Here is a 12,522-nt window from a genome sequence, read left to right as displayed (position 1 = left end):
GACTACACTGCATCCAGAAGGGACTTGTTTGAATAGCTTCGCAAAGTTCATCAATCGCAAGACCATCGCGGCGCTGTTTGTGGCCGCACTCCTCAGCGCAGGTACAGGGACGTACTACATAATGACCACCACGACACCGAACATCGTCGGCATCGTCTGGCAGCCGGACAACCAGACCGTCGGCATCAGCGGCAATTGGGAAAAACTGGGGGTGCACGAGCTGCTCGTGCAATGGACGGTGGTGGACGACCAGGCCTTCGTGTCCGGCACCGGCCTGCCCAGCGTACCGGTACTGCCCGACTGGGCACGCATCGCCAAGACGCCGTGGGCCCAGGATGTCATCCTCGGGCTGGCCGGCTATTTCAGCGAAAACCGCTCACGAGAAAACATCGAGCAACTGGCGACGCTGTCGGAGCGCATTGCCGGGTTGCCGACGCCATTGCATGTCACCGGTTGGTACTTTCCGGCTGAGGTCGACCCCAGCTGGTCGGGCGCCACAGAGCTGCCGGCCTTGCTGGCCAAGCTGCCACGCCCACTGTGGATCAGCGTCTATGACGGCGCCAACATCGGCCCCGCCGCTACCGCAGACTGGCTCAAGCAATGGTTGCCGAACGACATCGGCGTGTTCTTCCAGGACGGCGTTGGCGTCTATGCCCGCACCGCCCCGGTTGCCCGCAACTACGCCGACGCCCTGCGTGATCGGCTTGGCCAGAATCGCGTGCGGATCATCGTCGAAGCCTTTCGCCCCAAATACGGCGGTGGCTTCCGCTCCGCCACGGTCGAGGAGCTCAAGCCACAACTGGCGGCCTATGCAGGCTATCCGCTCTACCTGTTCGACGGGCCGCACTACATGACGCCAACCTTGGTGGACCAGTTGAAACAAGCCCTGGCCCTGCCTTGATCAGGGCTTAACGCCATTCGCTTGCCCTCGCTTGCTGAGTTTGTATCGGTCTGTATCTGAGATGCGGACCGATACGAAACAATGGATCTCACCCTCTCCTGGCACACATCGTCGATACATCCGCGCGTTTAACTGTGATCACCGGACAGCAACACATTCGCTGCCACGGACCCACTCAATCAAGCGCAAGGAAAATCACCATGTTCAATTTCTCGAAAGTATCGTCCCTGGCTATCGCCCTGACATTGGTTGGCGGTGTCGGCCTGGCCAATGTCGCCTCGGCCACCGCCGCCAGTGCATCGACTCACGACCAGGCGCAACAGCTGGCTGAAGGCGGGTCTGATCGCTTGCTGGAAAATCGCGTGGCCGAAGGCGGCTCCGATCGGTTGCTCGAGAATCGCGTGGCTGAAGGTGGGGCTGATCGGTTGCAGGAGTTGCGTGAGCACAGCGCGGTGTGAAGTGTTTTTGTGGCCAGAGATTGCTCCCGCTGGGCTCTGTAGGAGCTGGCGAAGCCTGCGATCTTTTGATCTTGAGCTTTCGACTCGATGAGCAGTGGAAAGATCGCAGCCTCGCTTCGCTCGTCAGCTCCTACAGCGCGTCCTCGCTGTGATTGCCTGACAGGTCGGCTCAGGGCTTGATGTTCTTCAGCTCATTGAGCAACGCGAGCAGCTGCTGCATCTTTTCCTCGCCAAACTGCTCTTCGATCCGTTGATAGTTGCTTTCCATGCCCTCGCTCATGGACACGAAGCACTGCTGGCCGCGCTCGGTCAGCCCGACAAAGACCCGTCGCTGATCCTGGCTGGACTTCTGCCGCCGCACCAGGCCGTCACGCTCCAGGCGACTGAGCACACCGGTCATGCTCGGCTTGAGGATGCACGCCTGGTGGGCGAGTTGATGGCTTTCCAGCTCCCCTTGCTGATGCAGGATGCGGATCACCCGCCATTGCTGTTCCGTGAGGTCATGTTGGTTCAGCGCAGGTCGAAAAAAAGCCATCGCCGCTTCGCGGGCTTGCAACAGCGTCAGGGTCAATGAGGGTCTGGGGTTGGCCATGTTCGAACTGTGTGGATGGGCGAGTCGGCAGCTTAGTTGGGCAGCCAGGCTGCTGCAAGAAGCATGGCCGCGCTATGTCACTGTGGAAGGGGATTGTGTGGGAGCAAAGCTTGCTCGCGAATACTGGCGATGCGGTCTTTCAGAAATTGAGACGCCTGCATCGCGAGCAAGCTTTGCTCCCACAGAAATCCCTCTCCCCACCATTCAGCGCAACCCCGACTGCCGCTGGCGATACTCCCCCGGCGTGAGCTGGGCGTAACGCTGGAAAAACCGACTGAAATACGCCGGGTCCTTGAACCCGAGCTGGTAGCAGATTTCATTGGCCGAGCTGCCGGTGAACAACAACAGGCGCTTGGCCTCTTGCATCAGCCGCTCCATGATCAGGCGCTTGGAAGGCAGGTCGGCGATGCGTCGGCACACGTCATTGAGGCGCGCCTCGGTCACGCCGATGCCTTCGGCGTAGCGCGACAACGGCCAATGCTGCAGGTAGTGAGCCTCGATCAACTCGTTGAAGCGGTGAAAGATCTTCAGGTCTTCATGCCGGGCCGGCCTGGCCTCCAGGGAGTTGGAACACAACCTCAGCAGACTGATCATGATCAGCCGCGTCAAAGCGTCCAGTGCTGCGCTACGCCCCGGGCGCCCGGGCGTCACCTCCTCGCTCAATTCCTCGAACAGGTATTCCAACCGCCGCACCTCCCCCGCCTGCCCGGGCCCCAGTTGCGCCAGCGCCACGCAGGCCGCCGGCATTTGCACGCCCGCCGGCGCCAGGCTCGGGTCGGCGTCGATCAACTGCCACACCAATTGCTGGCGCACCGTCAGCACATGTCCGTCACTGTCGGCCTCGGTCACGAAGGAATGGGGAATGGTCGGTGGCGTGAGGAAGAACATCGGGCCGGATTCGACGTACTGCTGGTCATCGAGATACACCCGCACGGTGCCGCTCTTGACGTAGTGCACCTGGAAGAACCGGTCGTGGCGATGAACCGGCATGTTGCGGCCGAAAAAATCCGCCAGGTTGGCGAGTCGGTCGTAATGCACTTCGGCGTCGCTGTAGCGCTGGTCGTACACCTGACCAATGTTGATGTTGGGGATCGGCTGACGGTCAGTCATCACGCAGTACTCGTTTTCTTATTCTGGTCCAGGCACCTGCCGCACCCATCCTGCACCGAATCCGGCAAGGCAACCAGTGCCCGCTCATTCTGTCACGCTTGACGATAGTTAACATCTTAATTATAACTGTTAACACATTAACAATAACCGCAGAGCCCTCACCTCTCTGCATCGCCAGGAGACAAGCATGAGCCGTGCCCTGCATGACGTCGCGACCGGCACCCTGTTCGGGGTCGCGCTGAACTACCAGGGGCTGCTGAAACAGCGCCTCGCCGAGTTCGAGCAACCGCCCTATCAGAAACCGCCGCTCAAGCCCGTGCTGTTCATCAAGACCCCCAACACCCGCAACTGGCACGGTGCCGAGGTGGTTCACCCCGGTCGCGGCGAAACACTGCAACCAGGGCCGGCGCTTGGCGTGGTCATGGGCAAGTCAGCCAGTCGCGTCAGCGCCGCCGAAGCCCTCGACTACGTGGCCGGCTACACCATCGTCAACGAATTCAGCCTCCCGGAAGACAGCTATTACCGCCCCGCCGTCAAGGCCAAGTGCCGGGACGGTTTCTGTGCCATCGGCCCGGAACTTCTGCCCACCGCCCAGGTGCCCGACCCGCACAGCCTGGCGATCACGCTGTACGTCAACGGCGAGGTTCGCCAGCAGAACAGCACGGCCAACTTCGTTCGCAACATTCCCCAACTGATCGCCGAGATCAGCGAGTTCATGACCCTGCATGCCGGCGACGTGCTGATCACCGGCACGCCTGAAGGCCGGGTCGACGTACTGCCCGGTGACCGTGTCGAAGTGGACATCAGCGGCCTGGGCCGTCTGGTCAATACCATCGTGGCCGAGGAAACAGGAGCAGGCTCATGAAACACGCGCGCATTCGTTTTGAAGGCCAGGATCAAGCCGTCACCGTTGAAGCTCACAACGCTGTACGCCTGGCCGACGGTCGCCTGCTGGCCGAGGACCAGGTCCAGTGGCTGCCACCGGCCACCGGCAGCATGTTCGCCCTGGGCCTGAACTATGCCGATCACGCCGCCGAACTGGCGTTCAAGCCGCCGACCGAGCCCCTGGCATTCATCAAGTCCCCCGGCACTTACACCGGCCACAACCAGGCGACCTGGCGTCCCGACAACGTCGCCTACATGCACTACGAGTGCGAGCTCGTGGCGGTCATCGGCAAAGCGGCGCGCAACGTCAAGCGCGAGGATGCGTTGGAATACCTGGCCGGCTACACCGTGTGCAACGACTACGCGATCCGCGATTACCTGGAAAACTACTACCGCCCCAACCTGCGGGTGAAGAACCGTGATGCCACCACCCCCGTCGGCCCATGGATCGTCGATGTGGCCGATGTGCCGGACCCGAGCAACCTGACGCTGCGCACCTGGATCAATGGCGAACTGCGCCAGGAAGGCAGCACCAAGGACATGATTTTCGATATCCCGTATCTGATCGAGTACCTGTCCAGCTTCATGACCTTGCACCCCGGCGACATGATCGCCACCGGCACCCCGGAAGGCCTGGCGGACGTGGTGCCCGGCGATGAAGTGGTGGTGGAAGTGGAAGGTGTCGGCCGTCTGGTCAATCGAATTGTCAGCGAAGCCGAGTTCTTCGCATCCCGTAAAGAGGCTTGAGCAGCATGATCAAACACTGGATCAACGGCCGTGAGGTCGAAAGCAAAGACGTGTTCGTCAACTACAATCCGGCCACCGGCGAGGCCATCGGTGAAGTCGCCAGCGGCGGTGCCGAGGAAGTCGCCCAAGCCGTGGCCGCCGCCAAGGAGGCCTTTCCAACGTGGGCCAATACGCCCGCCAAGGAACGCGCCCGGCTGATGCGCAAGCTCGGTGAACTGATCGAGCAGAACGTGCCGAAACTGGCCGAACTGGAAACCCTCGACACGGGCTTGCCGATCCACCAGACCAAGAACGTGCTGATTCCGCGTGCCTCCCACAACTTCGATTTCTTTGCCGAAGTCTGCACGCGGATGGACGGTCACACCTATCCGGTCGACGACCAGATGCTCAACTACACCCTGTACCAACCGGTGGGTGTCTGCGCGCTGGTATCGCCCTGGAACGTACCGTTCATGACCGCGACCTGGAAGACCGCGCCGTGCCTGGCGCTGGGCAACACGGCCGTGCTGAAGATGTCCGAGCTGTCGCCGCTGACCGCCAACGAGCTGGGTCGCCTGGCGGTCGAGGCAGGCCTGCCCAATGGCGTGTTGAACGTGATCCAGGGTTACGGCGCAACCGCCGGCGATGCGTTGGTGCGCCACCCGGATGTGCGGGCGATCTCTTTCACCGGCGGCACCGCCACTGGCAAGAAAATCATGCAGACCGCCGGGTTGAAGAAGTATTCGATGGAGCTGGGTGGCAAGTCGCCGGTGTTGATTTTCGAAGACGCCGACCTCGAACGCGCCCTCGACGCCGCGCTGTTCACGATTTTTTCCCTCAATGGCGAACGCTGCACCGCCGGCAGCCGGATCTTCATCCAGGAAAGCGTCTACCCGCAGTTCGTGGCCGAGTTCGCCGCCCGCGCCAAGCGCCTGATCGTCGGTGATCCGCAGGACCCGAAAACCCAGGTCGGCTCGATGATCACCCAGGCCCACTACGACAAGGTCACCGGCTACATCAAGATCGGCCTCGAAGAAGGCGCCACCCTCCTGGCCGGCGGCCTGGAGCGCCCGGCCAATTTGCCGGCGCACTTGAGCCGCGGCCAGTTCATCCAGCCAACGGTGTTCGCCGACGTGAACAACAACATGCGCATCGCCCAGGAAGAAATCTTCGGCCCGGTGGTGTGCCTGATCCCGTTCAAGGACGAGGCCCAAGCCCTGCAATTGGCCAACGACACCGAATACGGCCTGGCCTCGTACATCTGGACCCAGGACATCGGCAAGGCCCATCGCCTGGCCCATGGCATCGAGGCCGGCATGGTGTTCATCAACAGCCAGAACGTGCGCGACCTGCGCCAGCCTTTCGGCGGCGTAAAGGGTTCCGGAACCGGCCGCGAAGGCGGACAGTACAGCTTTGAAGTGTTTGCCGAGATCAAGAACGTTTGCATCTCCATGGGCAGTCATCACATACCGCGGTGGGGTGTATGACCCAGGTCGGGTAATCCGTCTGTAGCAGGTGATGCATCTGTGGCAAGAGATACACCCTGTGGCGAGGGAGCTTGCTCCCGCTGGGCTGCGAAGCGGCCCCGCTTTTCCTGGCGATTGCTGCGCAATCGAGCGGGAGCAAGCTCCCTCGCCACGGTTCATCATCGAGACCCGGTTCACCCGTTATCCAAGATTCAACAAGAACAATTTTTCAGGAGAATCATCATGGGCGAAGTCGTCCTGGCTGCCAAAATCTGCCACGTTCCCTCGATGTACCTGTCGGAGCTGCCCGGCAAGCACCACGGTTGCCGCGCCGCCGCGATTGCCGGCCACAAGGAAATCGGTCGCCGCGCCCGGGAACTGGGGGCCGATACCGCCGTGGTGTTCGACGTGCACTGGCTGGTCAACAGCGCCTATCACGTCAACAGCGGCGCGCACTTCAAGGGCATCTACACCAGCAACGAGCTGCCGCACTTCATCAAGAACATGGAGTACGAATACTCAGGCGCCCCGGAACTGGGCGAGCTGATCGCCGCCGAGGCCAATGCCGCCGACGTGCGCACCCTGGCCCACAACATCCCGAGTCTTGAGCTGGAATACGGCACGCTGGTGCCCATGCGCTACATGCACATGGATGTTCCTCAGGAACAGAAATTCAACGTCGTGTCGATTGCCGCCTGGTGCGCCTGGCACCGCCTGCAAGACAGCTTCACCTTCGGCGCCGCCGTGCGCCGGGCCATCGAAAAAAGCGACCGCAAGGTGCTGGTACTCGCCTCCGGGTCGCTGTCGCACCGTTTTTCCGACGATCGCAACGCTGAAGCCAACATCCACAACTGGACGCGGGAGTTCGACAAGCAAGTCGACCTGCACGTCGTCGAGATGTGGCGCCAAGGCCGCTGGAAAGAGTTCTGCGCCATGCTCCCGGACTACGCCGAACACTGCTTCGGCGAAGGCAAGATGCATGACACGGCGATGCTGCTGGGGTTGCTCGGCGGGCCGGACTACGACAAACCTGCCGAAATCATCACCGAGCCTTTCGGCAGCTCCGGCACCGGACAGATCAACGCTGTCTTCCCTGTTTGATACTGCGGCCGCATGGCATTTCCGTGCGGCCTGAAGGAGCCGTTCATGCCGCATTTCATCGCTGAATACACCGACAACATCGAACAACAAGCCGACCTGCCCGGCCTGTTTGAAAAGGTCCACGCCTTGCTGGGCGACAGCGGCGTGTTCCCCCTGGGCGGCATCCGCAGCCGCGGCGTGCGCCTGGACACCTGGCGCATGGCCGACGGCAAGCACGACTACGCCTTCGTACACATGACCTTGAAAGTCGGCCACGGCCGTGACCTGGCCACGCGCCAGAAAGTCGCGGAAAAACTCTTCGAGGTGATCACCGCGCACTTCGCCGAGCTCCAGGCCCAACGCCTGCTGGCCCTGTCGTTCGAGATGATCGAGCTGCACGAACAGCTCAATTTCAAGGCCAACAACGTCCACGCCTTCCTCAAGGGCCAGGCCACCTGAATCCGTCTGCCTCGCGTTCCCCATCGGCCTCTCTGACAAAAAGTACAAGATCATGAGCACAGCCAATACCGCCAACACGGCCGGCACCATCGCGCACGACCGCACCCACGCCACCATCACCTGGCGGCTGATGCCGCTGCTGCTGGTCTGTTACCTCTTTGCCCACCTGGATCGCATCAACATCGGCTTCGCGAAGATGCAGATGAGCGCCGACCTGCAGTTCAGCGATACAGTCTACGGCTTCGGCGCAGGGCTGTTCTTCATCGCCTACGCGCTGTTTGGGGTGCCCAGCAACATGGCCCTGGACCGGGTCGGTCCGCGGCGCTGGATCGCCACGCTGATGGTGGTCTGGGGCGCCTTGTCCACCGGCATGTTCCTTATCAACAGCGCCGCCGGTTTCTACGTGTTGCGCTTTCTGCTGGGCGTGGCCGAGGCCGGTTTCTTTCCTGGCATCCTGGTCTTTCTCAACCGTTGGTATCCGGCCCGGCGCCGGGCCCAGGTGACCGCGTTGTTTGCCATCGCCGTGCCGATGGCCGGGGTGCTTGGCGGGCCTTTGTCCGGCGGCATTCTCGAGCACTTCCATGATGTTGGCGGTTTGCGCGGCTGGCAGTGGATGTTCGTCATCGAAGGGCTGCCGGTGATCCTGCTCGGCCTTGTTGTGCTCAAGTGCCTGCCGGACAATTTCGAGACGGTCAGGTGGCTCACACCGCACGCCAAGCAGCAGCTGCGCGAACAACTGAGCCTTGAAGAACAGCGCAAATCCATCACCTCGTTTTCGGCGATCCTCAACAATCCGCAGGTCTGGTTGTTGGTGGCGGTTTACTTCGCCGTGATGCTGGCGGTGAACACCCTGGCCTTCTGGATGCCGACCCTGATCCATGGCGCCGGCATCGGCAGCGACGGCAAGGTCGGGCTGCTCAGCGCGGTGCCCTACCTGGCCGGCTGTTTCTTCATGATCGGCTGCGGGCGTTCCTCCGACCGCCACCGCGAACGCCGTTGGCACCTGTGTGTGCCGCTGTGGATGGCAGCGCTGGGTATTGCGGTCACCGGGCTCTCACCCGGCAATCCGACCCTGGTGCTCAGCGGCCTGATTGTCGCCGGCATGGGCGCCAGTGCGGCGTTGCCGATGTTCTGGCAATTGCCGCCGGCCTTCCTGTCCAACGGCACCCAGGCTGCCGGCATCGCTCTGATCAGCTCCTTCGGCAGCATCGCCTCATTCTTCGCGCCCTACCTGATCGGCTGGATGCGCGACACCACCCAGAGCGCCAGCCTCGCCTTGTATGTGCTGGCCCTGCTCATCGCCCTTGGCGGCTTGCTGGTGCTGCGCACCCGGGCCGCCATCGTCAACCCTCAATAAGAGACCCTTGCCATGCTTGACCAGAACCTCATCCAACAAGCCGCCGCCCGCCTCGACCATGCCGAACGCTCCCGCGAACAGGTGCGGCAGTTTTCCCTCGATCACCCGGACATCACGATCGAGGATGCCTACGCCATCCAGCGCGCCTGGGTCGCGCAGAAAATCAAGGATGGCCGCAAGCTGGTCGGCCACAAGATCGGCCTGACCTCCCGGGCCATGCAGGTGTCGTCGAACATCACCGAGCCGGACTACGGCGCGCTGCTGGACGACATGTTCTTTGACGAAGGCACCGACATCCCGTTCGAGCGTTTCATCGTGCCGCGGGTAGAAGTGGAGCTGGCGTTCATTCTCGGCAAGCCATTGAAAGGCCCGAACGTGACGGTATTCGACGTGCTCGACGCCACCGAATGGGTGATCCCGGCGCTGGAAATCATCGATGCGCGCATCCAGCAGATCGACCCGCAGACCAAGGCGACCCGCAAGGTCTTCGACACCATCTCCGACAACGCCGCCAATGCCGGCGTGGTCATGGGCGGTCGCGCCGTACGCCCGACCGAGATCGACCTGCGCAAGGTGCCGGCGGTGCTCTACCGCAACGGCGTGATCGAAGAGTCCGGCGTCTCGGCGGCGGTGCTCAATCACCCGGCCAAAGGCGTGGCCTGGCTGGCGAACAAACTGGCGGCCTATGACGTCACCCTGCAACCGGGACAGATCATCCTCGGTGGTTCCTTCACCCGCCCCGTGGCAGCCAACCCCGGCGATACCTTCCATGTCGACTACGACATGCTCGGTTCCATCGCCTGCCGTTTCGTCTGATCGGAGACCGTTTCATGGACATGCCCATCAATACCTTCAAGCAACGCCTGCGCAGCGGCGAGGCGCAGATCGGCCTGTGGCTGGGATTGGCCGATGCCTACTGTGCGGAACTGGCGGCCAACGCCGGCTTCGACTGGCTGCTGATCGACGGTGAACACGCGCCCAACGACTTGCGCACCTTGCTCGGCCAGCTCCAGGCCGTGGCCCCCTACCCCAGCCAGCCGGTGATACGCCCGGTGATCGGTGACACGGCGCTGATCAAGCAAGTGCTCGATATTGGCGTGCAGACCCTGCTGGTGCCGATGGTGGAACGCGCCGAGCAGGCGCGCGAACTGGTGCGCGCCATCCACTACCCGCCCCATGGCGTCCGCGGTGTCGGCAGCGCACTGGCCCGGGCATCACGCTGGAACAGCATCCCCGGTTACCTCGACAAGGCCGATGAGCAGATGTGCCTGTTGGTCCAGATCGAAAGCCGCGAAGGCCTGGCCAACCTGGATGAAATTGCGGCAGTGGAAGGTGTGGATGGGGTCTTTATCGGCCCGGCGGACCTGAGCGCATCCATGGGTTTTCGTGGCAACCCCGGTCACCCGGAGGTGCAAGCGGCCATCGAAGACGCCATCGCCCGCATCCGCCAGGCCGGCAAGGCCGCCGGGATTCTCAGCGCCGATGAAAAACTGGCCCGGCGCTATATCGAACTTGGCGCGGCGTTTGTCGCGGTGGGCGTGGATACTACGGTGTTGATGCGGGGCTTGCAGACACTGGCGGCGATGTTCAAGGACACACCGAAGCCTGCGGTTGGCGGCGTGTACTGAACAACATCACATTTCTCTGTGGCGAGGGAGCTTGCGCCCGCTGGACTCTGTAGGAGCTGGCGAAGCCTGCGATCTTTTGATCTTGATCTTTCACTTGGGATTCAAGCGTCTTTGGAAAGATCGCAGCCTCGCTCCGCTCGACAGCTCCTACAGGCCCAGCGGGAGCAAGCTCCCTCGCCACAAAAGCCCTATGCCTTCCGCAGACATCAGCGCCTGATCGCCTTCAGCTCATTGAGCAACCCCAGCAACGTCTGCAATTTTTCCTCCCCTAACTTGTCCTGCAGACGCTGGTAATTCTCTTCCATGCTCTGGCTCATCGAATCGAAGCTCGCCTGCCCTTGCGGCGCCAGGCGTACCAGCACTCGCCGCTGATCCTGTTCAGCCTTGCGCCGCACCACCATGCCCGCCGCTTCCATGCGCACCAACACGCCGGTCATGCTGGGCTTGAGGATGCAGGCCAATTCGGCCAGGCGATTGATCTCCAGCTCAACGTGCTGGCTGAGAATACGGATGACTCGCCATTGCTGCTCGGTCAAGCCATGTTGATTGAGGGAAGGCCGGAAAAAACCCATGGCCGCTTCACGGGCCTGGAGCAGGGTCAGGGTCAAGGATTGGCGCAGCTTGGGCATGAGTGTGTTCGCGAGAAAGATTTAGTTAATGAGTTAACTAAATCTTAACAGCTTCCAACCCCTGCCGGACCATCCGTTCACAGAATCTGGATCAAGCGATGGCCCTGTGACAAGGACGCTTGTATGAGCGGTGTAGGAGCTGTCGAGTGCAACGAGGCTGCGATCTTGTCCCAGACAATTGAGTCGAGAGCGAAAAGATCAAGATCAAAAGATCGCAGGCTTCGCCAGCTCCTACAGAGCCCAGCGGGGGGCAAGGGAAGGTATCGCTGCGAACTCAAGCGCCCTTGATCACGCCCTTGAGCACTTGCTTGAAATGCTCGACCTGTTCCTCGCTGAACGGGCCGAACACGTTGTCCTGCTGCTCCTTGGCAATCGCCCAGAGCCCTTCGGTCTCATCGATACCCTTGGCGGTCAGGCGTACCCGCTCGCCTTCATCGCTCACCAGGCCCTTGCGCTTGAGGTTGGCCACGGCTTCTTCGATCTCGCGCGCCGGCATCGCCACTTCCCGCTGCAGGTCGCACAGGTTCAGCCCGGCGTCGTTCTCCAGCACCATCAACATTCGCGCCTCACTGGTGCGCAAACCGGTGGACAACTGACGCGGCTGGTAGCTGGCCTGATAGGCCCGCAGTGCCTGGGTCATCAGGTAATACAGGTTATGGCTCAAGCGTCCCTGGAAGTGACTGCTGGGGGACTGGTCCTCTTCCCGTTTGGTCATGCGCGTGTGAGGCAGCACCATCGAGTAGGCGCCCTGGTGATAGAGCAATGGCGAGCGGCCGAAATCATCAAACGCCACGACCTTGCCGATCATGATCCAGTGATCGCCGCCATCGACCTGCTGGAATTTTTCACAGTGAAAACGCGCGGAGCAATCGACAAACACCGGGGCGCCGCCTTCGCCGGTCTCGAATTCGATTTCAGCGAAGCGGTTCTCCTTGGGTCGTGCGAAGTTGTTCGACAGGTCGATCTGGTCGGCGGCCAGCACGTTCACCGCAAAATGGCTGGCAGCTTCGAACACCTCATGGCTACTGGAACGCTTGTCGATGCTCCACAGGATCAGAGGCGGCTCCAGGGACACCGAGTTGAAACTGTTGGCCGTCACACCGACCTTGCGGCCATCTTCAGTGGCAGCGGTGACCACGGTCACGCCGGTGGCGAAGTTACCCAGGGCCCGGCGGAACGCGCGGGTATCGAAAGCGGTAGCACAAAGAATGGACATGCAAGACTCCCGGCC

General features: G+C 61.8%; 14 protein-coding genes. 10 read left to right on the top strand and 4 right to left on the bottom strand.

What is annotated here, in order from left to right; genetic code table 11:
- The first annotated feature begins 121 nt into the window (after nucleotides 1–121).
- The gene (locus tag LOY50_RS13755) at nucleotides 122–901 is read left to right on the top strand and encodes a hypothetical protein (RefSeq protein ID WP_258691236.1); all 780 of its coding nucleotides are present in this window, start codon (nucleotides 122–124) and stop codon (nucleotides 899–901) included.
- A gap of 200 nt (nucleotides 902–1,101) precedes the next feature.
- On the top strand, nucleotides 1,102–1,359 hold the full coding sequence (locus LOY50_RS13750; RefSeq protein ID WP_258691151.1) for a phage infection protein: 258 nt from the start codon (nucleotides 1,102–1,104) through the stop codon (nucleotides 1,357–1,359).
- A 169-nt stretch (nucleotides 1,360–1,528) separates the two neighbouring features.
- Here LOY50_RS13750 and hpaR (LOY50_RS13745) read toward each other — a convergent pair whose 3' ends face one another.
- Nucleotides 1,529–1,951, bottom strand: a complete 423-nt coding sequence (gene hpaR, locus LOY50_RS13745; protein WP_053179583.1) for a homoprotocatechuate degradation operon regulator HpaR — start codon at nucleotides 1,949–1,951, stop codon at nucleotides 1,529–1,531.
- A gap of 204 nt (nucleotides 1,952–2,155) precedes the next feature.
- Entirely contained in the window at nucleotides 2,156–3,061 is a 906-nt protein-coding gene (gene hpaA / locus LOY50_RS13740; RefSeq protein ID WP_258691150.1) for a 4-hydroxyphenylacetate catabolism regulatory protein HpaA, read from the bottom strand.
- A 187-nt stretch (nucleotides 3,062–3,248) separates the two neighbouring features.
- Between hpaA and LOY50_RS13735 the strand changes: the two genes are divergently transcribed.
- The 8 genes from LOY50_RS13735 (at nucleotide 3,249) to hpaI (ending at nucleotide 10,662) form a co-directional block, all read left to right on the top strand.
- Nucleotides 3,249–3,926: a fumarylacetoacetate hydrolase family protein gene (locus LOY50_RS13735; protein WP_258691149.1), complete on the top strand. Its 678-nt coding sequence runs from the start codon at nucleotides 3,249–3,251 to the stop codon at nucleotides 3,924–3,926.
- Nucleotides 3,923–4,693, top strand: a complete 771-nt coding sequence (locus tag LOY50_RS13730) for a fumarylacetoacetate hydrolase family protein (RefSeq protein WP_258691148.1) — start codon at nucleotides 3,923–3,925, stop codon at nucleotides 4,691–4,693. Before LOY50_RS13735 ends, LOY50_RS13730 begins: the two co-directional genes overlap by 4 nt.
- 5 nt (nucleotides 4,694–4,698) lie before the next feature.
- Nucleotides 4,699–6,159: a 5-carboxymethyl-2-hydroxymuconate semialdehyde dehydrogenase gene (gene hpaE / locus LOY50_RS13725; RefSeq protein ID WP_258691147.1), complete on the top strand. Its 1,461-nt coding sequence runs from the start codon at nucleotides 4,699–4,701 to the stop codon at nucleotides 6,157–6,159.
- A gap of 222 nt (nucleotides 6,160–6,381) precedes the next feature.
- Nucleotides 6,382–7,239 (top strand): 3,4-dihydroxyphenylacetate 2,3-dioxygenase, encoded by an 858-nt coding sequence (hpaD, locus tag LOY50_RS13720; protein ID WP_027911702.1) that lies wholly within the window; start codon nucleotides 6,382–6,384, stop codon nucleotides 7,237–7,239.
- Nucleotides 7,240–7,284: 45 nt separating this feature from the next.
- Nucleotides 7,285–7,677 (top strand): 5-carboxymethyl-2-hydroxymuconate Delta-isomerase, encoded by a 393-nt coding sequence (locus LOY50_RS13715; protein WP_077506944.1) that lies wholly within the window; start codon nucleotides 7,285–7,287, stop codon nucleotides 7,675–7,677.
- Nucleotides 7,678–7,729: 52 nt separating this feature from the next.
- Nucleotides 7,730–9,034 (top strand): MFS transporter, encoded by a 1,305-nt coding sequence (locus LOY50_RS13710; protein WP_258691146.1) that lies wholly within the window; start codon nucleotides 7,730–7,732, stop codon nucleotides 9,032–9,034.
- A 12-nt stretch (nucleotides 9,035–9,046) separates the two neighbouring features.
- Nucleotides 9,047–9,850 (top strand): 2-oxo-hept-4-ene-1,7-dioate hydratase, encoded by an 804-nt coding sequence (gene hpaH, locus LOY50_RS13705; protein ID WP_003201609.1) that lies wholly within the window; start codon nucleotides 9,047–9,049, stop codon nucleotides 9,848–9,850.
- Between the two features lie 14 nt (nucleotides 9,851–9,864).
- Entirely contained in the window at nucleotides 9,865–10,662 is a 798-nt protein-coding gene (hpaI, locus tag LOY50_RS13700; RefSeq protein WP_258691145.1) for a 4-hydroxy-2-oxoheptanedioate aldolase, read from the top strand.
- Between the two features lie 206 nt (nucleotides 10,663–10,868).
- Here the strand turns inward: hpaI and hpaR (LOY50_RS13695) are convergent, their stop codons facing one another.
- Together hpaR (LOY50_RS13695) and LOY50_RS13690 are read right to left on the bottom strand one after the other, a co-directional pair.
- Nucleotides 10,869–11,291: a homoprotocatechuate degradation operon regulator HpaR gene (gene hpaR, locus LOY50_RS13695; RefSeq protein ID WP_258691144.1), complete on the bottom strand. Its 423-nt coding sequence runs from the start codon at nucleotides 11,289–11,291 to the stop codon at nucleotides 10,869–10,871.
- A gap of 274 nt (nucleotides 11,292–11,565) precedes the next feature.
- A complete protein-coding gene (locus LOY50_RS13690) occupies nucleotides 11,566–12,507 on the bottom strand; it encodes a p-hydroxyphenylacetate 3-hydroxylase reductase component (protein WP_258691143.1) in 942 nt (313 codons plus the stop codon).
- Nucleotides 12,508–12,522: the final 15 nt, after the last annotated feature.

This window comes from Pseudomonas sp. B21-010 (genome assembly GCF_024749325.1).
GTDB classification, from domain to species: domain Bacteria; phylum Pseudomonadota; class Gammaproteobacteria; order Pseudomonadales; family Pseudomonadaceae; genus Aquipseudomonas; species Aquipseudomonas kilonensis.
This window is presented reverse-complemented; position numbering and strand designations above follow the sequence as displayed.